21 protein-coding genes are annotated in these 20,571 nt (G+C 66.1%); 10 read left to right on the forward strand and 11 right to left on the reverse strand.

Annotation, left to right across the window (positions count from 1 at the left end; all coding sequences use genetic code 11):
* Positions 1–25: 25 nt before the first annotated feature.
* The 4 genes from EN786_RS17070 to hemC form a co-directional block, all read right to left on the reverse strand.
* Positions 26–1,612: a heme biosynthesis protein HemY gene (locus tag EN786_RS17070; RefSeq protein ID WP_127283509.1), complete on the reverse strand. Its 1,587-nt coding sequence runs from the start codon at positions 1,610–1,612 to the stop codon at positions 26–28.
* A gap of 10 nt (positions 1,613–1,622) precedes the next feature.
* A complete protein-coding gene (locus EN786_RS17075) occupies positions 1,623–3,080 on the reverse strand; it encodes a COG4223 family protein (protein ID WP_127283508.1) in 1,458 nt (485 codons plus the stop codon).
* Positions 3,081–3,219: 139 nt separating this feature from the next.
* A complete protein-coding gene (locus EN786_RS17080) occupies positions 3,220–3,936 on the reverse strand; it encodes a uroporphyrinogen-III synthase (protein WP_127283507.1) in 717 nt (238 codons plus the stop codon).
* Position 3,937: 1 nt separating this feature from the next.
* Positions 3,938–4,864, reverse strand: a complete 927-nt coding sequence (hemC, locus tag EN786_RS17085) for a hydroxymethylbilane synthase (RefSeq protein WP_127283506.1) — start codon at positions 4,862–4,864, stop codon at positions 3,938–3,940.
* A 101-nt stretch (positions 4,865–4,965) separates the two neighbouring features.
* On the opposite strand from hemC, the gene tsaD reads away from it, so the two are divergent.
* The 6 genes from tsaD (at position 4,966) to EN786_RS17115 (ending at position 9,071) form a co-directional block, all read left to right on the forward strand.
* On the forward strand, positions 4,966–6,051 hold the full coding sequence (tsaD, locus tag EN786_RS17090; RefSeq protein ID WP_189340365.1) for a tRNA (adenosine(37)-N6)-threonylcarbamoyltransferase complex transferase subunit TsaD: 1,086 nt from the start codon (positions 4,966–4,968) through the stop codon (positions 6,049–6,051).
* Positions 6,048–7,067 carry an NAD(P)H-dependent glycerol-3-phosphate dehydrogenase gene (locus tag EN786_RS17095; RefSeq protein WP_127309639.1) on the forward strand — a complete coding sequence of 340 codons (1,020 nt, stop codon included), beginning with the start codon at positions 6,048–6,050 and terminating at the stop codon, positions 7,065–7,067. The genes tsaD and EN786_RS17095 overlap by 4 nt, the downstream gene beginning before the upstream one ends.
* 19 nt (positions 7,068–7,086) lie before the next feature.
* Positions 7,087–7,383 carry a YciI-like protein gene (locus EN786_RS17100; RefSeq protein ID WP_127309640.1) on the forward strand — a complete coding sequence of 99 codons (297 nt, stop codon included), beginning with the start codon at positions 7,087–7,089 and terminating at the stop codon, positions 7,381–7,383.
* 109 nt (positions 7,384–7,492) lie between these two features.
* The gene (locus tag EN786_RS17105) at positions 7,493–7,918 is read left to right on the forward strand and encodes an EVE domain-containing protein (RefSeq protein ID WP_127309641.1); all 426 of its coding nucleotides are present in this window, start codon (positions 7,493–7,495) and stop codon (positions 7,916–7,918) included.
* Entirely contained in the window at positions 7,915–8,571 is a 657-nt protein-coding gene (locus EN786_RS17110; protein ID WP_127309651.1) for a methyltransferase, read from the forward strand. The genes EN786_RS17105 and EN786_RS17110 overlap by 4 nt, the downstream gene beginning before the upstream one ends.
* A gap of 86 nt (positions 8,572–8,657) precedes the next feature.
* Complete coding sequence (locus EN786_RS17115) at positions 8,658–9,071, forward strand: DUF1761 domain-containing protein (protein ID WP_135908686.1); 414 nt, start codon at positions 8,658–8,660, stop codon at positions 9,069–9,071.
* Positions 9,072–9,078: 7 nt separating this feature from the next.
* Here the strand turns inward: EN786_RS17115 and gcvA are convergent, their stop codons facing one another.
* Positions 9,079–9,999, reverse strand: a complete 921-nt coding sequence (gcvA, locus tag EN786_RS17120) for a transcriptional regulator GcvA (protein ID WP_127283500.1) — start codon at positions 9,997–9,999, stop codon at positions 9,079–9,081.
* A 130-nt stretch (positions 10,000–10,129) separates the two neighbouring features.
* Here gcvA and EN786_RS17125 point away from each other — a divergent pair, with 130 nt between their 5' ends.
* A complete protein-coding gene (locus EN786_RS17125; protein WP_127283499.1) occupies positions 10,130–10,375 on the forward strand; it encodes a hypothetical protein in 246 nt (81 codons plus the stop codon).
* 119 nt (positions 10,376–10,494) lie between these two features.
* Here the strand turns inward: EN786_RS17125 and EN786_RS17130 are convergent, their stop codons facing one another.
* The gene (locus tag EN786_RS17130; protein WP_189340367.1) at positions 10,495–11,031 is read right to left on the reverse strand and encodes a L,D-transpeptidase; all 537 of its coding nucleotides are present in this window, start codon (positions 11,029–11,031) and stop codon (positions 10,495–10,497) included.
* Positions 11,032–11,175: 144 nt separating this feature from the next.
* On the opposite strand from EN786_RS17130, the gene EN786_RS17135 reads away from it, so the two are divergent.
* From EN786_RS17135 to EN786_RS17145, 3 genes are all read left to right on the forward strand, one after another.
* Positions 11,176–11,859: a response regulator transcription factor gene (locus tag EN786_RS17135; protein WP_126057506.1), complete on the forward strand. Its 684-nt coding sequence runs from the start codon at positions 11,176–11,178 to the stop codon at positions 11,857–11,859.
* 222 nt (positions 11,860–12,081) lie between these two features.
* The gene (locus EN786_RS17140) at positions 12,082–12,537 is read left to right on the forward strand and encodes a Crp/Fnr family transcriptional regulator (RefSeq protein WP_127283497.1); all 456 of its coding nucleotides are present in this window, start codon (positions 12,082–12,084) and stop codon (positions 12,535–12,537) included.
* A 135-nt stretch (positions 12,538–12,672) separates the two neighbouring features.
* On the forward strand, positions 12,673–13,764 hold the full coding sequence (locus EN786_RS17145) for a glycosyltransferase family 9 protein (RefSeq protein ID WP_127309644.1): 1,092 nt from the start codon (positions 12,673–12,675) through the stop codon (positions 13,762–13,764).
* On the opposite strand, the gene EN786_RS17150 is transcribed toward EN786_RS17145, so the two are convergent.
* From EN786_RS17150 to EN786_RS17170, 5 genes are all read right to left on the reverse strand, one after another.
* On the reverse strand, positions 13,761–14,567 hold the full coding sequence (locus EN786_RS17150; RefSeq protein ID WP_127309645.1) for an exodeoxyribonuclease III: 807 nt from the start codon (positions 14,565–14,567) through the stop codon (positions 13,761–13,763). The two genes, EN786_RS17145 and EN786_RS17150, sit on opposite strands and share 4 nt — an antisense overlap.
* A gap of 116 nt (positions 14,568–14,683) precedes the next feature.
* Positions 14,684–15,349: an outer membrane lipoprotein carrier protein LolA gene (locus EN786_RS17155; RefSeq protein WP_127283494.1), complete on the reverse strand. Its 666-nt coding sequence runs from the start codon at positions 15,347–15,349 to the stop codon at positions 14,684–14,686.
* Between the two features lie 142 nt (positions 15,350–15,491).
* Entirely contained in the window at positions 15,492–18,152 is a 2,661-nt protein-coding gene (locus EN786_RS17160) for a DNA translocase FtsK (RefSeq protein WP_127309646.1), read from the reverse strand.
* 494 nt (positions 18,153–18,646) lie between these two features.
* On the reverse strand, positions 18,647–18,922 hold the full coding sequence (locus EN786_RS17165) for a hypothetical protein (protein ID WP_127309647.1): 276 nt from the start codon (positions 18,920–18,922) through the stop codon (positions 18,647–18,649).
* Positions 18,923–19,201: 279 nt separating this feature from the next.
* Complete coding sequence (locus EN786_RS17170; RefSeq protein ID WP_127283491.1) at positions 19,202–20,557, reverse strand: ammonium transporter; 1,356 nt, start codon at positions 20,555–20,557, stop codon at positions 19,202–19,204.
* Between the last annotated feature and the right edge of the window lie 14 nt (positions 20,558–20,571).

Consider the following 20,571-nt stretch of genomic DNA (forward strand, 5'->3'; position numbering starts at 1 on the left):
CATACGGCCCGGATCGATCCCGGCCTCAAAACAAACGAAACCGGCGCGGCGATTTTTCCGCCTCATCGTCCGGGTCGACACCGGGATCGTCGGGCAGCCTCGCCAGTTCCTCCGCCGGCTCCACCCCTTCGGCATCGTCGGGCACGGCGGCAAAGGCAGCGGCGGTGACCGGCTTCACCTGGTCCTCGTCTGAGGCCGGGGTCGCGACCGAGCCGTCCGGCGCAACGGCCTCTATCGTCTTTTCCTTCTCCGCCGCCGGCGCCACGGTGATCGCCGGCACGACTGTCTCCGGGCCGTCCTCATGGCTGTCGATCAGGTGCCCGAGCCGCTCCATCGGCGCCCGCCATTCGAAGGCGTCGAGTTTGCCGGTGACTGGCGACACCGGCGCCCAATGCTCGGAGACGACGCCGTCGGCGACCCAGGCCGGATCGCGCGGCGCCCGGACCGCCTTGGACAGCAATTGCCTCACCTTGCCCTGGTCACCGGTCTCGGCCTCCTCGATGTCGGCCAGGAGCAGATAGGCGCCTTCGCGCCGATCCATGCGGATCGCAGCGTCCGCCTCGCGCCGGGCGGTGGCGAAATCCTGCGCGTCGAGCGCCGCGCGGGCAACCGCCATCGACGACTCGGCATGGTTCTTCTTCAGATCCTGCAGCTTCTTCGCCCGGTTCAGCCGGTCGCCGACGGCATCGCCGGGGCGGGCATGGGTATAGAGCTCGGCGATTTCCGGACGCGGCTCGGCCCGCCACGCCGCTTCGAGGATCTTGGAGCCCTTGCGCACATCGTTTTGCCGAAACAGCAGCCTGGCGGCGGCGACCGCCGCCGGCGCGAATTCGGGCACGAGCTTGTTGGCTTCGAGCGCCGCGGCCCTTGCCGCGTTGGCGTCACTGTCGATCAGCGCCTGCGCCTTGGCGGTGAGCAGCACGGCGCGGCGGCGGTTGGCGGCATCGCGCTCGATCTGCCGCGTCGACTTCTGCGCCTCGACCAGCTTCAGCGCGCCGTCCCAGTCGCCGCGACCGGTCAGTTCCTCCAGCGTCGATTCGGCGGCCCAGGCAAGTTGCGGCGCCACCGCTGCGGCGCGGCCGGCATAGTGCCTGGCGGCGTTGCGGTCGCCGAGGCGCTCGGCCTCCAGATAGAGGCCGCGCAGGCCGAGCAGCCGCATCTCGGGATCGTCGAGCATCGCCTCGAACTTCTCGCGCGCGCCTTCATGATCGCCTTCGAGCAGCGAGGCCTGCGCCTCCAGGAGATGGATCAGCGGCTCCTGGTCGGAGCGGATCAGCTTGGCCGCTTCCTTGGTCTTCTTGCGCGCCAGCGCCCCGTCGCCAGCGCCGGCCGCGATCATGCCGGTCGACAGCGCCTGGTAGCCGCGGTCGCGGCGGCGCACCCGGAAATAGCGCGAGATGGTATAGGGGCTGTTCCACAGCGACTTCACCAGCCACCACAGGATCATCACCGCGGCGACGACCGCGACCACCGCCACCGCCGCCACCATCAGGCTGACCTGATACTGATAGCCGTTGAAGGTGACGACCATGTCGCCGGGACGATCGGCCAGCCAGGCGAAGCCGAGCCCGAGCGCGAAGACGACGGCGAGGAAGATGAGGATGCGGATCATCTGGTCTCCCTCACGCCTTCATCGCGCCGGCAATCAACGAATCGATCAGCTTTTCGACCTCCAGTCGCGCCTTCAGCTTGCCGGCAAAATCCGCGCCGGCGGCCTTCACCGCTTCCGGCAGCGTGTCGTACTCGCTGAGCGCCTTGGCGTAGTCGCCCTGGTTGACCGCCACCTCCATGCGCGCCACGGTTTCCGGCGCGCCCTTGCCCTCGACGGCGCCGATCGGCCGGACCTTGACCAGCGATTCGGCGCTCGACATCAGGTTCTGCAGGAAGCCTGCATTCTCATCGACGGGCGTGGCGGCCGCGACCATCGCGTTGGCAGCGGCATCGACCTCGGCGGCGATGTCCGTCCGGGTCGAAACGCCCTTCTCGGCATAGGCGCGCAGCGTCGCGATCTCCGGCGCGTCAGGCGAAATCGCCGCGAAGGTCTCGAGCTCGGCGGCGAACGGCGCGCCTCGGTCGAGCGCCGACTTCAGCGCCGATGCCGCGATGGCCATCGCGATCTTCGGCTGCGAGGCCTGCGCCTCGACCTTGCCGGAGAGCTGCGACACCGACTGCTCCAGCGCCGCCAGCCGGCCGTCCTCAGCCTTCGCCGCCTCGCCGGCGGATTTCACCAGCGCGTCGAGCCCGGCGAGCTTTTCATTGAGCGGCCCGAGATCGACAGGCGCGGCAGTTCCGGCCTTCTGCAAGTCGGCGATCGCCGTCTCGATCTGCTTGAGCTTGTCGCCAAGTGCCGCAACGCCGGCGGCGTCGCCGGCGCCGCCTTGCTCGACCGCCGATTTCAGCGCCGCGACATCGCTCTTGACCTGGTCCAGCGCCGACGACAGCCCGTCGACCTTGGCCGAGGCATCGCCATTGCCGCCGGCCTGCTTCAGGCCCGCGATCTCGCTCTTCAGCGCGGCGATCTCGCCATTGACGCCGTCGAGCGAAGCGCCGCCCGACCCCGGCGCGCCGATGAGGCCGGCGAACTGCAGGCCGCCGGCTGCGGCCAGCGCGATGACGCCGCCGATCACGCCGGCGGCAATGCCATTGAGGCCGCCGCGTTTCGGCTGCGGTGCCACATAGTCCTCCCTCCCGAGGTTTGTTTTCGGCGCGTCTCCGGCGGCGGCCGCCTTGGTCGAGGCATCCTCGAAATTGTAGTCGGAGCCATGCGTCTGATCAGGCGACGCCTCGGAACCTGCCGGATAGGGGCGCTCCGCCTCATCCGAACCCTTGGCGCCGGTGTCTTCCGTTCCGGCCTGCGCGGCAGCGTCGCTGTGCTCCCAGGGCTCATGATCGACCTGGTCGGCATGCACCGGCTCCGCCGGAGCCTCGGGTTGCGAAGCGCTCGCGGCTTCCTCCGCCTCGGCCTCCACGGTCTTCGCCCCATCCTCCTCGACAATACGCGAGACGGCGCCGGGCTCGAGTTCGATCGTCACCGGCTCGCGGCGGCTCTTCGAATGTCGCATCTTCGGCGTCTTGACCATGCTTGGGCTCCGCAAATTGGCTTGGGATGGTTCAACGGGTCTAGAGCTGAAGGATGCTCTAGCACATCACCAAGCGGTGAAAAGGGGCGGCGTGATGACACAGACCTGAGCAGGCATCCTGTCATGTCGCAGATTCTGCCTAGCGCCCGGCCAGCACTAGCCTGATCAGCGCGTCTTCCTGCGGTTCGGCGGCGACGCGGACCCGTTCGGGAGCGACGCCGTCGAGCGCTGCGGCGATACGTCCCGACAGCGCGAAAAATCCCGTCTTTTCAAAATAACCGCCGAGCGCCGGCCGCCGGATCAGGGCCTGCATCGCCACGGCCGCCTTGGCCGAATAGAGCAGGACCCGATCGACCGGCCCGCCGGACAGGGTCGCTGCCACGTCCGCGTCGGAATGGTCGAGCCCGATCGTGTCATAGGTTTCGACGGCGCGGACCGGAATGCCGGCCGCCGAGAGGCGCTGCTCGAAGGCAGGAAAGCGCACGCGTCCGCAAAGATAGACGACCGTGCCCGTCGGAGGCCCTTCTACGATGGCATCGGCCAGCGCCATGGCATCGCCCGGGCCTTCGTTGACCGTGGAAAATCCTGCCTTGCGCGCCGCTTCCGCTGTCCTTTTGCCAACAGCATGGCAAGGCAAGGCAGCCAGTGCGGCGATGAGCTCGCGCGACGCGTGGCGCACCGCGTTGGCGCTGGTAACCGCGACCGCCATGGCATCCTTCGGCGCTTCGCTTGCCTTGGCCGGCAGCGCCACCGTTTCGGTCAGCGGCAGCAGGATCGGCTGAAAGCCCATCTGCTCGAGCCGATGCGCGGTTCGCGAGGCGCCCGGTTCCGGCCGCGTCACCAAAACGCGGAGCATGTCAGGCCCAGCCGTCGAAGAAGGATTCGCCGGCCTTGGCCCGCACCGCCTTGGCGGCTTCCGCGCCGATCCGGGCGGCATCCGGCGCCGGCCCGTCCAGCCTGACCTCATGCGACTGTCCGCCATCGGGCGAGATGATCAACCCGGCGAAGGAGAGCTTGTCGCCAGCTATCGTCGCGTGACCGGCGATCGGCGTGCGGCAGGAACCGTCGAGCGCCGCCAGGAAGGCGCGCTCGCAGGCCAGCGCCTGGCCGGTCGGCGCGTCGTGGATCGCGGCCAGCATGCGCTCGACATCAGCGTCGCCGATGCGGCTTTCGATGCAGATCGCGCCTTGCCCCGGCGCTGGCGGAAACTGTTCCAGCGACATCAGGTCGGTGACGACATCGCCGAGCCCGAGCCGCTTCAGCCCGGCATAGGCGAGGATGGTGCCGTCGGCGACACCTTCATCCAGCTTGCGCAGCCTGGTCTGCACATTGCCGCGGAACATCACCACCTCGAGATCCGGGCGCATGCGCCGGATCAGCGCCTGGCGCCTGAGCGAGGACGACCCGACCCTGGCGCCCTGAGGCAATTCGGCGATCGTCTTCGCAGCCTTGCCGATGAAGGCGTCGCGAGCGTCCTCGCGCGGCAGGAAAGCGGAGAGTTCGAGCCCCTCCGGCAACAGCGTCGGCATGTCCTTCGAGGAATGCACGGCGATGTCGATCCTGCCGGCCAGCATCGCCTCCTCGATCTCCTTGGTGAACAGGCCCTTGCCGCCGGCTTCCGACAGCGGCCGGTCCTGGATGCGGTCGCCGCTGGTCGAGATGACGACGATCTCGAATGCCTGTTCCGGCAGCCCGTGCGCCGCCATCAGCCGCGTCCGCGTCTCATGCGCCTGGGCAAGTGCCAGCGGGCTGCCGCGTGTTCCGATTTTCAAGCTTGTTTGCATGGCGCGCTGTCCGTGATAACCCCCGGCACACGAGGTCTTGCCGGCACATGTCCTATCTAGGAAAGGCTGGCGATACAATCTTCGAGGACAGCGACCAATTGATCCGCGTTCTGGGCATTGAGACGAGTTGCGACGAGACCGCGGCCAGCGTGGTGGCGCTGGATGGCCGCGCCGCGCCCAAAATCCTCTCCAACATCGTGCTCAGCCAGATCGAGGAGCATGCCGCGTTCGGCGGCGTCGTGCCGGAGATCGCCGCGCGCGCCCATGTCGAGGCGCTCGACGGCATCGTCGAGGCGGCCCTTGCCGATTCGGGCGTGGCGCTGGACGAGGTCGACGCGATCGCCGCGACCGCCGGTCCCGGCCTTGTCGGCGGGCTGATCGTCGGGCTGATGACGGCGAAGGCGATTGCCGCGGCCGCCGACAAGCCGTTGCTCGCCATCAACCATCTCGAAGGCCATGCGCTGACCGCAAGGCTGACCGACGGGCTCGACTTCCCCTATTTGCTGCTTCTGGTGTCCGGCGGCCACACCCAGATCGTCGCCGTGCGCGGCGTCGGCGACTATCAGCGCTGGGCGACCACCATCGACGACGCGCTCGGCGAAGCCTTCGACAAGACGGCCAAGATGCTCGGCCTGCCCTATCCCGGCGGTCCGAATGTCGAGAAGGCGGCAGCCACGGGCGATCCGGGCCGCTTTGCCTTGCCGCGCCCGATGAAGGGTTCGGCGCAGCCGGATTTCTCCTTCTCCGGCCTGAAGACGGCGGTGCGCCAGGCCGCGACCGCCATTGCGCCCTTGAGCGACCAGGACGTCGCCGACATCTGCGCCTCGTTCCAGGCGGCGGTGGCGGATGCGCTGGGCGACCGTGTTTCGCGCGCGCTCAACCGTTTCCGCCAGGAATTTCCTGATAAGGCCAAGCCGGCGCTGGTCGTCGCCGGCGGGGTCGCCGCCAACCGGACAATCAAGGCGACGCTGGAGGCGCTCTGCGCCGAGGCCGGCTTCGACTTCATAGCGCCGCCGCAAAAGCTCTGCACCGACAATGCGGCGATGATCGCCTGGGCCGGCATCGAGCGCCTGCGCGCCGGGATGGCGCGCGCGAACGACGCCGATTTCGTGCCGCGCTCGCGCTGGCCGCTGGACAGCGTCTCCGCCCCGATGGTCGGCTCCGGCCGGCGCGGTGCCAAGGCATGACCGAGCTGGTTACCAGCGGGCACGAGGCGCCGAGCGGCTGGCGCGTCGCAGTGCTTGGCGGCGGCGCCTGGGGCACGGCGCTGGCGCTGGCCATGCTGCGCGCTGGCCATTTCGTGCGCCTCTATGCGCGCGACCCCGAAACCGTCGCCGCGATCGATCGCGGCGAGAACCCGCGCTACCTGCCGGGCATCGCGCTGCAGCCCGGCATCGTCGCGACGACCGACATCGCGGCCGCGCTCGACGGCGCCGACTGCGTGCTGGCAGTGGCGCCGGCGCAGGCGCTGCGTGCCATGCTGGCTGGCGCCAGGCACCATGTGCCGTCGGGCGTTCCGCTGGTTCTTTGCGCCAAGGGCATCGAGCGCGACACCGGCGCGCTGCTGTCGGCGATCGTCGAGGAGGCCTTGCCGAACAATCCGGTTGCCGCCCTGTCCGGCCCGAGCTTCGCCACCGATGTCGCCCGCGGCCTGCCGACGGCGGTGGTGGTGGCCGCCCGCGACGCGGAGCTCGCCGCAGACCTTGCCGCCCGCTTCTCGGCCGAAAACCTGCGCTGCTATTCCAGCGACGACCTCGTCGGCGTCGAGATCGGGGGCGCGCTGAAGAACGTCTTCGCCATCGCCGCCGGCGCCGTCACCGGCGCGAGGCTCGGCGCCAGCGCCCAGGCCGCCATGGTGACGCGCGGCTTCGTCGAACTGCGCCGCATCGGCGCCGCCTTTGGCGCCAGGCCGGAGACGCTTATGGGGCTTTCCGGGCTCGGCGACCTCGTGCTCACCTGCTCCTCGGCGCAGTCGCGCAATTTCGCCTATGGGCTGGCACTCGGCCAGGGCAAGCCGCTTGCCGGACTGCCGCTCGCCGAGGGCGTGCCGACGGCGGCGATCGCCGCCCGCCTCGCCGCCGAGCGCGGCATCGATGCGCCGATCATCACCGCCGTCGCCGCGATCCTCGACGGCACCGTGACCATCGGCCAGGCCGTGACGGCGCTGATGACGCGGCCGCTCAAGACCGAAACCGACATCTGAACCATCGGAGTTTTAGACCATGCTGTTTGCGTTGATTTGCAAGGACAAGCCCGGCAACCTGCAGTTGCGGATCGACACGCGGCCGGCGCATGCGGCGTTCCTGGAAGGCCTGATCAGCGAAGGAAAACTTGCCTTTGCCGGGCCCTTCCTCGACGCTGACGGCAAGCCGGACGGCAGTCTGGTCATGATCGAGGCAGCGGATATGACGGCGGCGCAAGCCCTGGCGGCCAGCGATCCCTATGCCAAAGCCGGCCTGTTCGAAAGCGTCGAAATCCGCCCGTGGAACTGGGTCTTCCAGAAGCCCGCCGGTGCTTGATCGATCGCTTGGCGCCCCCCTCTCCCAGCGAGAACGGGGAAAGGGTAAGGGTAGTTGGAGCGCGAACGCTTCATTGTAGCCAACCGGCAATGGCAAGGGGACAACTGAGATGAACTACTGGCTGTTCAAGTCCGAACCCTCGGTCTTCTCCTTCGAGGCGCTCAAGGCCAAGGGCAAGGCCGGCACGCAATGGGACGGCGTGCGCAACTATGCGGCGCGCAACAACATGAAGGCGATGCAGATCGGCGATCTCGGCTTCTTCTACCATTCCAATGAAGGGCTCAACATCGTCGGCATCGCCGAAGTCTGCGCGCTCGCCCATCCCGACACCACGAGCGACGATCCGCGCTGGGAATGCGTCGACATCCGCGCCTTCAAGGAGGTGCCGACCCCGGTGACGCTGGAGCAGGTCAAGGCCAATCCCAAGCTCGCCGACATGGCGCTGGTGCGGCTCGGGCGGCTTTCCGTGCAGCCGGTGACGCCGGCCGAATGGAAAGAGGTCTGCCGCATGGCCGATCTCTCGCCGGCGCCGTGACGCGGCTGACGCCGAAAAGCGCGAAGAAGTTCATTCTCGACAACACGGCGCTGATGGCGCCGCCGCATGTGCCGGAAGTGCTCCTGCATCTCGCCGACGAGGCGCATGACCTTTGGCTGCGCACGGAAGAGGAACTGGCGGCGATCGGCCTGCCACCGCCGTTCTGGGCGTTCGCCTGGGCTGGCGGCCAGGGCCTTGCCCGCTACGTGCTCGACCATCCCGAAACCGTTCGCGGCAAGCGGGTGCTCGACTTCGCCTCCGGCTCCGGCCTGGTCGCCATCGCCGCCGCCAAGGCGGGCGCCGCGGCGGTGACCGCCGCCGACATCGATCCGTTCTGCGAGACGGCGATCGCCCTCAACCTCGAGGCCAACCTGGCCGAGGCGGAATTCCTCGGCCAGGACTGCGTCGGCGCCGACATGGGCTGGGATGTCGTGCTGGCCGGCGACGTCTTCTACGACAGGTCCTTCGCCGACAGGCTGCTGCCCTGGTTCCAGGCGCTGACGGCGCGTGGCGCCGACATCCTCGTCGGCGATCCCGGCCGCGCCTACCTGCCCAAGGACGGCCTGCGGTCGCTGGCCGTCTACCAGGTGCCGGTGACGCGCGTGCTGGAGGATGCCGAGGTCAAGCGCACGACCGTCTGGCGCCTTGCTTGACGGCAGCGCCGAACAGGCGTTCCATCGCCGCGATTTCAAAGAGGGTGCATGTTTGCAACGACATGCATCGGGAGGGGGAAGGACGCATGGATTTTTCAGCGGTGAACTGGCTGGCGGTGGTCGTTGCCGCCGTGGTGGCGTGGCTGTTCGGCGCCGCCTGGTACACGACGCTCAGCAAGCCGTGGCTCAAGGCGGCCAAGCTCGATCCGGCGACGATGAAACGGTCGCCGCTGCCTTTCATCACCTTCATCGCCGAGCTGGTCATGGCATTCGTGCTGAGCCTGGTCGTCGGCGCGATGACCGGCGGCGAGCCGAGCCCCATCGCCGGGCTGATCTTCGCCTTCGTGCTCTGGCTGGGCTTCGTCGCCACCACGCTGTCGGTCAACCACCGCTATGAAGGCTTCGGCTGGGACCTGACGCTGATCGACGCCGGCCACTGGCTGGGCGTGCTGCTGCTCATCGGCGCGGTGATCGGGTGGTTCGGCGCGCCGGCCGGCTAGGGCGCCATCATGTCGGCGTCTTCGCCGCTTCCTCGATAAGCCATTCGCGAAAGGCGGCGACGCGCGCGTCGTCCTTCACGGCTTCCGGATAGACCAGGAAATAGGCGAACTCCGGCGCCACCTTGATGCCGAGCTCGAAGGGTCGGACCAGACGCCCTTGCGAAAGGTCGTTGGCGACCATGGCGAAGTCGGCCAGCGCCACCGCATTGCCGTCGAGCGCCGCCTGCGTGGCATCGGTCGAGGATCCGAAGACAAGCGTGCGGCTGTCGTCGAAATCGTCGACGCCGGCCGCGTGCATCCACATGCTCCAGTTCGGCCACGTCACGCCCTGGCGCGACCAGTCGATATGCGCGAGCGTGTGGCGAAAGAGGTCGCGCGGCTCGTTGAGCGGTGGGCCGGACGCCAGCAGCGCCGGGCTGCACACCGGGATGATGATGTTGTCGAACAGGCGATGCGCGGCAAGCCCGGGATATTTGCCGGTGCCGAAGCGAATGCCGATATCGACATCGTCGCGCTCGAAGTCCCTGACATCGTAGGTGATGTCGAAACGCAGCTCGATGCCCGGCTTCTGCTGGCGGAAATCGTCCACGCGACGCATCAGCCACTTTGTCGCGAACTGGGCGTCGAGCGTCACCTTCAGCAGCGCCGTGCCGCGCGTCATCTTGCGGGCCCGCGACACCGCCCGGTTGAGCAAGTCGAGCGCGTCGATCGACGCCTCGAACAGGACGTTTCCGGCCTCCGTCAGCCGGATGGTTCGGCTGGTGCGGGTGAACAGCGCAAGGTCGAGCTGGTCCTCGATCTCCTTGATCTGGTGGCTGACCGCCGCCGGCGTCAGGCCGAGCTCGTCGGCCGCGCGGGTGAAATTGAGGTGCCTGGCCGCCGCTTCGAACGTCCTCAGGGCACGCGTTCCGGGCAGCAGGCGGGCCATACGATCTCCAAATAAAACTTGATGATCAAACAAGAACTACTCGTTTCCTGTTTATTTTTCAATCCGGCATGATTGCAGAATCGAAACACTATCAAACCGGATTTGACATCCGGAGAAACCGGATAGAGCCATGACCGAGATCGTTCTGAAGTCCCACACCGCCCTCAATTCCCGCTCCGGCATCGCAGTCTGGCTGCGCGCCACCCTCGATTGGCTGCGCCAGGCGCGGGTCGCTGCCCAGCTTCCCCACGAATCCATCGAGGATCTCTCCGACGAGCTGTTGCGTGACATCGGCGCCGAGCGCCGGGACGTGGCAAAGGCTGTGGACCGGCAGATCCGCGAAATCGGCCTGCTCGGCACCGGCTGGCAGAAGTGAGGCAGTGGGCGGTAGGGATTAGGCAGTAGGGGAACAGAGCATTTCTCTCTACTGCCTACTGCCTACTGCCTACTGCCTACTGCCTATTCCCTACTGCCTATTCCCTATTACCTACTGCCTCACCTCACCACCCTCACCACCGTCCGATCCGACAGCAGCGGCAGCAGACGCGCCATGGTGCGCGCCGTCACCGCCACGCAGCCTTGGGTCGGCGTGAAGCCGGGCCGCGCCAGATGGAAGAAGATGGCGCTGCCGCGGCCGCGCCGGCGCGGCGCGATGTTCCAGTCCATCACAAGGCAGGCATCGTAGAGCCGATCGGCGCGCCGCATCCGCTCATGGCTGGCGCCATAGGGGATCTTCACCGGGCGATTGTAGTTGCGGTCGTCCGGCACCTCGCACCAGCCGAGATCCGGCCCGATCGGGGTCATCACCAGCCGCGTCCGGCGGCCGCCGGAAAATTGATCGTCGCGGAAATAGCCCGACAACAGGCGCATGGCGCCTAGCGGCGTCGCGCCGTCGCCTTCACGCTTGTTCGCCGAAATGCCGCCGCGTCCCAGGGCGCAGGCAAACACCAGGCTGCCGGCCTGCAGCAGGCCCTGGCTGGGATGGCCGGGTCTGGCGCGCACGCTGAGCACGGTGAGGCCTTTTGGCAAAATTGCGCCGTCTGCATTGCATGGGCGTTTTTTCTTGTATGATCGTGTCACGGAACAAATCACTGTGATCGGCTGTTGTGCCGGTCAGCTTCAGCATAAATGGGGGACGGTCAACTGAATATTCTTTTTAAAACAACGGATTGATCCATGACCTCACGCACCATACTGATCGTCGACGACGATGACGACCTGCGCGGCACGCTCGTCGAGCAACTGGCCCTCTACGAAGAGTTCGACGTCCAGCAGGAAGCGACGGCGGCAAAAGGCGTCGCCGCGGCCCGCGGCGGCCTCGTCGACCTCCTGATCATGGATGTCGGCCTGCCCGATATGGATGGGCGCGAGGCGGTGAAGATCCTGCGCAAGGGCGGCTACAAGGCGCCGATCATCATGCTGACCGGACACGACACCGATTCCGACACCATTCTCGGTCTCGAGGCCGGCGCCAACGACTATGTGACCAAGCCGTTCCGCTTCGCGGTGCTGCTTGCCCGCATCCGCGCGCAACTGCGCCAGCATGAGCAGAGCGAGGACGCCACCTTCTCGGTCGGTCCCTATACCTTCAAGCCAAGCCAGAAGCTGCTGATCGACCAGCGCGGCGCCAAGGTGCGGCTGACCGAAAAGGAGGCCTCGATCATCAAGTACCTCTATCGCGCCGAACAGAAGGTGGTGACGCGCGACGTGCTTCTGGAAGAAGTCTGGGGCTACAATTCAGGCGTCACCACGCACACGCTGGAAACCCATGTCTACCGGCTGCGCCAGAAGATCGAGCGCGATCCTTCCAATGCCGAAATTCTTGTGACAGAAAGCGGCGGCTACAAGCTGGTTCCTTAAACTTTTCATGATCCGATGAGCGGTCAGGGCGGGACCGCTTCGGAAGCGATCCTGGTGCTGGAGGGTGGTTGGATCGGCTCCGAAGCGCATCGGCCAAAAATCGGAATCGATTTTTGGCGAGCACGATGCGTAGACTCAAGGATGTTGGAGCGTCCTTGCGCGTTCTGGAGGACGCGGCGCTCCAAGGGAGGGACTGGACTGACCGCTCGGGGACATAGCTAGATGGCGCTGGATGACGACATCCGCATCCTGTCCGCCGTGACGCTCTTCGAGGGCTTCACGCAGGAGCAGTTGCGCCTGCTCGCCTTCGGCGCCGAAACCACCCTGCTGCAGGCGGACCACAAGCTCTACCGCGAGGATGACGTGGCCGACTCCGCCTATATCGTGGTCAGCGGCCGCATCGTCCTCTATCGCGAGCAGAGCGGCGAGCGCATCCCGATCGGCACGGCTGGTCCGGGCACCATGCTGAGCGAGCTGGCGCTGATTGCCGACACCAACCGGCTGACTAGCGCATCGGCCGCGGTCGATTCGGAGGTGATCCGGCTCAGCCGCAAGATGTTCCGCCGCATCCTGGAAGAATATCCGGAGATTGCGGTGCTGTTGCACGAGCGCATCCTCGAGGAATTCCAGCAGATGATCAGCCGCATCGAAAAGCTCGGCCCGCGGTTCACCGAGTAGGCCAATAGCGCCGGCGTTGATCACCTGGACCCGAGAGGCGAGGTTCCGTTGACAGGCAAAAGGTGAAATCCTACAGGACCTGTAGGGCGGGCCGCGTGGGCACCGCCACCACCAAGCTCCTGGGGGGAGCGAGGCATGCTGCCAGCGCGGTACGAGACGATTATCTTGTATTCACGCAAGGATGCGTTCGGCGACGGCTTGCTTAGAATCCCGGCCTTGCGGGCCGCGAGAACGGCATTTCCCGACAGTTTGCTCGTATACGGAAGCACCGAGACATCCACTCTCGCGGATGCTCTCAACGGCCATGTCCGCCACCTGGTCGACGCGATTAGTGTAGAGACGCCGCTGGCGCATCTGGTCGCCGGCCACCGCAAGGCCCAGCAGCGAGTGGCCGTTGTCGATTTCCGTATCGTGGCGCCTTGGCTGGTTCAAACCTGGGCGTCGCTGATCGGCCGCGGCATCGTCTATGAAGCAAACTTTCCGGCTTTCGCCCTTTCCTTGCCCCCCGGCCATAGACCCGAGGCACGACCCGAGCACAATGCATGGCGCTACCACCGCCTTGTCGAACGTCTTGCCGGGAAGCGGCTGCCTTTCGATCATCGCCTGGAGCCGACGCCGGCCGCGCGTGCGGCGGCCAGGAGCCTGGCGGGCGGCAGCCAGGCGCCATTGATCATTGTCGCGGCCCATGGCGATGGCAACAAGCGAATGACAGCGGATCAGGTCGTCGCGATATCCGACGCCATGATCAGCGATGGCGCCAACCTTATCTATGTGAAAACGCCAGGTGTCGGCCCCGATAGTGCCGAACTGGTTCGACGCGTGCCGAAATTGCAGCTTGTCGATTCCGGCACCGCGCCGGATATCGCCGTCAGCGACATCCTGCTCGCGCTCGGGGAGCTTGCCGATCTTTACATTGGCGCCGAGGGCGGTACTGCGCATCTGATGGCCACGGTGATGACGCCGATGGTCATGGTCAACAGCGGTGCCAACATGGCGCGCTGGAGGCCGCTTTCGAACAGTGTGGACATGGTCGAGGCACGCCAGGCAAGTCCAACCGGCCTGGTCGCCAATGTCCCGCCGCCGAAGATCATCGAGGCTGCCCGCCGGATGTTGGCGACGCGCCGGCGCGATCATCCCAGTCTGCTGGGTCATGTCGACACGACGGAATATCTGTCCGCCCAACGGCTCGACGCGCCTCGCGTTTACCCGTCCGCCGGCGGCCTTTAGTCCAGGTCGAACCTGGCAATCACCGGCACATGGTCCGACGGCCGCTCCCAGCCGCGCGCCGGGCGCAGGATCTCATAACCGGTGAAGTGGTCCACCAGGTTCGGCGACGACCACACATGGTCGAGCCGCCGGCCGCGGTCCGACGCTTCCCAGTCCTGCGCGCGGTAGCTCCACCAGGTGTAAAGTTTCTGCTCGGCAGGCACGTTGAGCCGCATCAGGTCGACCCAGTCGCCGGCGCGCCGCATCGCTTCGAAGCTCTCGGTCTCCACCGGCGTGTGGCTGACCACCTTGAGCAGCTGCTTGTGCGACCAGACATCGTGCTCCAGCGGCGCGATGTTGAGATCACCGACCAGGACCGAGCCGGACAGCGCGTCATGCTCGGCCCGCACGCCGTTCATCTCGGCGACGAAGTCGAGCTTGTGCCTGAACTTGCGGTTGATCTCCGGGTCGGGCTCGTCGCCGCCGGCCGGCACATAGAAATTGTGCAGCAGGATCGACTTGCCGCCGGCGCTTACCCTGACCGACAGGTGCCGGCTGTCGTCGATCTCGCAGAAGCGGCGCTTCTCGACCAGCTCGATCGGCCGCCGCGCCACCGTGGCCACCCCGTGATAGCCCTTCTGGCCGTGGAAGGCGATGTGCTCGTAGCCGAGCTTGCGGAAGGCCTTTTCGGGAAACAGCTCGTCCGGGACCTTCGTCTCCTGCAGGCAGAGCACGTCCGGCGCATGCTCCACGAGCAGGCGCTCGACGATCGGCATGCGCAGGCGTACCGAGTTGATGTTCCAGGTGGCGATGGAAAAGGGCATGCGGCGGGTCCGGCAAGAGGTCGCCGAACTACTGCCAGCCGCCAGCCATAAAAACAAGCCGGCGACAACCACCGAGGCTGGCGCCGCCGCTCGCAAGAGCACTAAGACGAAGGAAGTTATCTTGTCTTGGTATTCAACTCGCGGTTCGCCGTATAGTCGATGGCGAACGTATCGGGCGCGAAGCTGACGCCTTCCTTGACGTTGAAGATCATCACCGTCGTGTCCTTGCCCTGCGCGTCGGTGATGGTCCACTGGCGCAGTTCATAGGATTTCGGATCGAACATCATGGTGATCCTGGCATTGCCGAACACCGATTTGTCGGAGAGCTGGATCGTGGTCAGGTCGTCCTCTTCCTTGACGCTTTTCACCCGTCCGCCCGAGAGATCGATCCGGTCGTCGAGCAGAAGCTTCAGCGGCGTCTTCGACAGCGGGTAGAGGTCGGAGGTGTTGAGCTTCTTGTTGAGGATGACTACCGACTTGCCGTCGGAGATGACCCGGAAATTCGACGATCCGTCATAGTTGAAACGGATCTTGCCCGGCCGTTCGAGGAAGAACTTGCCGCCGGTCTGTTCGCCCTTCGGCCCGAACTGCACAAACTCGCCGCTCATCGATTTGACCGACGAGAAGTGGTCGGCGATCTTCTGCGCCGCCGGCGGAATCGCCGCCTGCGCCGACGCCAGAAGCTGGAACCCAGGTATGACATTGACGCTTGCCGCGCCGGCGAGCACGAGGCCGAGGCCAAGCACTTGGCGGCGATTCGGGGCGAAAGGTGCGTTTTTCATGCCGGTCACTCTCTGATTCGATGGTGTCGCAGTCTCTGGGCCCCCAGTTAGGCTTAAGTTTGGCGCTTCCAGTGACGCTCCGTCGCTTCAACGCGCCGAAAGGTTCAAGGTTGCCGGTACCGGGTCGATGGGCGCCGGAACCCTAGAACTTGTCGTCCTCGGTCGGCACCAGTATCTCGCGTTTTCCCGCGTGATTGGCCGGACCGACAATGCCTTCCTTCTCCATCTTCTCGATGATCGAGGCGGCGCGGTTATAGCCGATGCCGAGCCGCCGCTGGATGTAGCTGGTCGAGGCCTTGCCGTCGCGCAGCACCACTGCCACCGCCTGGTCGTAGGGGTCGTCGGAATCGTCGAAATTGCCGCCGCCACCGCCGCCTGAACCGCCCTTGCCGGACGCCTCCTCCTCGTCCTCGTCGTCATCCTCGGTGATGGCGTCGAGATATTCCGGCACGCCCTGCAGCTTAAGATGCGCAACGACGCGCTCGACCTCGTCGTCGGAGACAAACGGTCCGTGCACGCGCTGGATGCGGCCGCCGCCGGCCATGTAGAGCATGTCGCCCATGCCGAGCAGCTGTTCGGCGCCCTGTTCGCCAAGGATGGTGCGGCTGTCGATCTTCGACGTCACCTGGAAGGAGATGCGAGTCGGGAAATTGGCCTTGATCGTGCCGGTGATGACGTCGACCGAGGGGCGCTGCGTGGCCATGATGACGTGGATGCCGGCGGCGCGCGCCATCTGCGCCAGGCGCTGCACCGCGCCTTCGATGTCCTTGCCAGCAACCATCATCAGGTCGGCCATCTCGTCGATGATGACGACGATGTAGGGCATCGGCTCGAGATCGAGATCCTCGGTCTCGTAGATCGCCTCGCCGGTCTGGCGGTCGAAGCCGGTCTGCACGGTGCGCGAGATCTTCTCGCCCTTCTTCTCGGCTTGCTGGACGCGCGCGTTGAAGCCGTCGATGTTGCGCACGCCGACCTTCGACATCTTGCGGTAGCGGTCCTCCATCTCGCGCACGGTCCATTTCAGCGCCACCACCGCCTTCTTCGGATCGGTGACGACCGGCGTCAGAAGGTGCGGGATGCCGTCATAGACGGAGAGTTCGAGCATCTTCGGGTCGATCATGATCAGCCGGCACTCCTGCGGCGTCAGCCGGTAGAGCAGCGACAGGATCATGGTGTTGATGGCGACCGACTTGCCCGAGCCGGTGGTGCCGGCGACCAGCACGTGCGGCATTTTGGCGATGTCGACGATGACCGCCTCGCCATTGATGGTCTTGCCAAGCGCCAGCGCCAGCTTCGCCTTGGTGGTCTCGAAATCGCGGCTCGCCATGATCTCCCTGAGATAGACCGTCTCGCGCTTGGCGTTGGGCAGCTCGATGCCGATGGCGTTGCGCCCGGGCACCACCGCGACGCGGCAGGCGATCGCGCTCATCGAGCGCGCGATGTCGTCGGACAGGCCTATGACGCGCGACGACTTGATGCCGGGCGCCGGCTCGAGTTCATACAGCGTGACGACCGGCCCCGGCCGCACATGGATGATCTCGCCCTTGACGCCGAAATCCTCGAGCACGCCCTCGAGCAGCCGCGCATTCTGCTCCAGCGCGTCCTTGGAGAGGCTGGCGTCGCGCACGACGTTCTTCGGCTCCGACAGGAAATGCAGCGACGGCATCTCGAACATGTCCGAGCCGATCAGCGAGGTCTGCGCCTCGCGCTGGACACGCGCGCCCGGCACCGGGCGCGCCGCCGGCGCCTCGACGCGGGTGGCGGCATCGGAGCGGAAATTCTGCACCTTCGGCGCGGCGCGGCGTGGGGCCGGCGCCTCGTCGGCGAAATCCATGTCCTCGTCCTCGTCATTGTCGAAGACGTCATCATCGTCGGGATCGACCGAGACGCTGCGGTCGTTGACCATGGCGGCGAAAAATTCAGGCTCGACGCGGGCGCGGCCGCCCGGACTCATCCGCGCCTCGGCGAACTCGGCCGATTCGACACGCTCGGCGGCGCGGCGCCAGGCGCTGGCGCGCGGCTCCATCTCCGGCTCGTACTCGTCGCGCTCCTGCTGGCGGCGCGCGGCGCGGCGATGCATCCAGGCCCTGAACGACAACCACCAATGGGTGATGGCGCCGAGCGCCAGTATGCCTTCGTCGCCCTCGTCCTCATCCTCGTCGAAGAGCAAGTTGTCCTGCTCGCGCGGGTCGGGCTCGGCGGCGCGCTCCATGACGGCAAAACCGTTCTTGCGGGCGATCAGCGCCGAGCCATAGGCGAACAGCCAGAGCGCCGGCGCAGCAAGGATAACCGCGATAATGCTGGCAAAGAGACCTTTGGGATATCCGCCGACGGCGATGCCTGGGATCTTCAGCACCATGTCGCCGAACACGCCGCCGAGGCCGGTCGGCAGTGGCCAGGTCTTGGGCGGCGTCACGCAGCCGGCGATCGCGGCCGCCATTAGCGCGAAGCCGAACCAGGCGAGCCCGCGTTTCGGCAGCCGGTCGACGCCGCGCGCCGAAAACAGCAGGAAACCCCAGATCACTGCCGGCACCAGGGCCGCGACGGCGGCAAGCCCGAAGAACTGCATGGCGAGGTCGGAGAACACCGCACCGGCATAGCCCATCGCGTTGGTGACGATGTTGTCGGTGGCATGCGAGAAGCTCGGATCGGCGACGTTCCAGGTGGCGAGGCCGGCGACGCCGAAGGCGACGAGCACGAACAGGCCGGCGCCGACCAGCCGACCGAGCTGGCGCCGCGCGAATGCCTGGATGCCGTGCCCCGTATCGGTCAGCGCGAGCGGTGCTGAAGCCCCTGAACGCATGCCTCTTCCCCGTCTGTAGGTGCCTGGCCGGACGCATGACGCAGGCCGGCAGATTCGGATGACAGACTATCGGTGGGAAGGTTAAGGGCGCATTAACTATAAGAAGTTGAGACGACTCCGGCGCTTTACCGGCGGTTGAATTGCGACTCCCGGTCTCGCGGCCCTTCGGCAGTCTGGCCCGCGGATGCAAAAAAGCCTCGCGAGCGGAGCCAGCGAGGCCTTTCGTTGAGGAGAGCGAAAGTGTGATTTCACCTTCCATGATCCGGGGTTTTGGATCGGGCAAAGACTAGCCGATGAACGGAGCCGAACTCAATCACTCTGAATCACGTTCGCTTGATGCTCCCGCAAGACTCGACGGGTCGTTCGCTATGGATGCAGCGCGCGGGGATTGAAGCCGGCTTTATCGGTCGGGCGACAATGGCGGGCCGTTCGGCCCGCCATTGCTCATTGGGATGGCGAGTCGACGGGCCCGTCCGGGCCTATCTCTTTCGCAATCACTTGTGACCGGCATACATCATCAGGTTGGCGCAGAATTCGGCGTGAGGCTTGCTCATCGCCGCGTCTTGGCACTCCTTCATCATCATGTCTTGCTTGTCTTTGGCCATCGCAGCCCAGGCCGCCTTGAAATCGGCCTCCGGCTTCATGGTTTTCATGCCGGCATCGGTGAACAACGGCGCCATGTTGTCCGGTTCGTCGAGAGCACCGGCCAACGCGGCGCCGCTGACCATGGAGAGAGCGAGTGCCCCGAGGAAGATGGTCTTGATGTTCATCGGTTGGTTCCTTCCCTGATGTTTAACGAGCGCCGGAACGGCGGTCGCTACCCCCAGTACGGAGCCGGAAGGCCCTATGTTTCTTCCCGCTGGCACATCACGCGACCGTGATCGCGTCAAAAACGATTCCTCTCTTGCCTCTCCGAGGCGCACGATTCTCCAAAAAAGGAGGCCCGGAAGATGTTTCCGGGCCTCAATGCGTGAGCACCTTTCGGAGCGTCACGACGGGATTCTTCTGAAGCGCCGGCGGGAGGATGCCGGCGCCGGATGTCGATAGCCTTACGGCACCACTTCGCCGTGCTGGCTGATGTCGAGGCCTTCGATCTCTTCCTGGGTGCTCGGACGCAGGCCAACCAGCGCCTTGACGATGTAGAGGATCACGAAGGTCGCGATCGCCGTCCACAGGATGGTGAAGACGATACCGTAGATCTGGGTGCCGACCGAGGCGCCCTTGCCGAGCGCGTTGATCTCCGGATCGGCCAGCGCGCCGGTGAGCAGCGCGCCGACGATGCCGCCGACGCCGTGCACGCCGAAGGCATCGAGCGAGTCGTCATAGCCGAGCATGTGCTTCACCTTGACCGCCGAGATGTAGCAGACGACGCCGGCGACGATGCCGATGATGAAGGCGCCGGTCGGATTGACGAAGCCGGAAGCCGGCGTCACCGCGACGAGGCCGGCGACGGCGCCCGAGATGATGCCGAGCACGCTGGGCTTCTTGGCGATGATCCATTCGGCGAACATCCAGGCGAGCGCCGCAGCCGCGGTGGCGACCTGGGTGTTCAGCATCGCCGCGCCGGCGAGGCCGTCGGCAGCCAGTTCCGAACCGGCGTTGAAGCCGAACCAGCCGACCCACAGCAGCGAAGCGCCGATGACCGAGTAGACGAGGTTGTGCGGCGCCATGTTGGCGGTGCCGTAGCCCTCGCGCTTGCCGAGCACCAACGCGCAGACGAGACCCGCGACACCGGCGTTGATGTGGACGACCGTGCCGCCAGCGAAGTCGAGAACGCCTGCCGTGCCAAGGAAGCCGCCGCCCCACACCCAGTGCGCGATCGGCGCATAGACGAACACCAGCCACAGGCCCATGAAAATGAGCAGCGCCGAGAATTTCATGCGTTCGGCGAAGGCGCCGGCGATCAGCGCCGGGGTGATGATGGCGAAGGTCAGCTGGAACATCGAGAAGACGAATTCAGGGATGTTCGCCACGCCGGGCAGCCACAGTGTCGAGGTGGTGATGCCGTGGTGGAAGAACTTGGAGAAGCCGCCGACATAGGCGTTCGTGCTGCCGCCGTCGGAGAAGGCCAGCGAGTAGCCGAACATGAACCACAGCACCGTCACCAGGCAGGTGATGGCGAAGCTCTGCATGATGGTGGCGAGCACGTTCTTCTTGCGCACCATGCCGCCGTAGAACAGCGCCAGGCCCGGAATGGTCATCATCAGCACCAGCGCCGTCGAGGTCAGCATCCAGGCGGTGTTGCCGGTATCGAGCACCGGCGTCGGCGCAGCTGCCGGCGCTGCGGCGGCGGCTGCCGGAGCCGCTTCCTGCGCGAAGGCGGCAACCGTGCCCAGGGCTGTCAGGGCGAGCGCGCCGAGCGCGGCCGCGCGCCCCGTCGTCTTCAAGGTGGAAGGAATATTCATTGAACTCTCCGTTG

Origin of the sequence: Mesorhizobium sp. M4B.F.Ca.ET.143.01.1.1 (assembly GCF_004792275.1) — a bacterium.
GTDB lineage: Bacteria > Pseudomonadota > Alphaproteobacteria > Rhizobiales > Rhizobiaceae > Mesorhizobium > Mesorhizobium abyssinicae.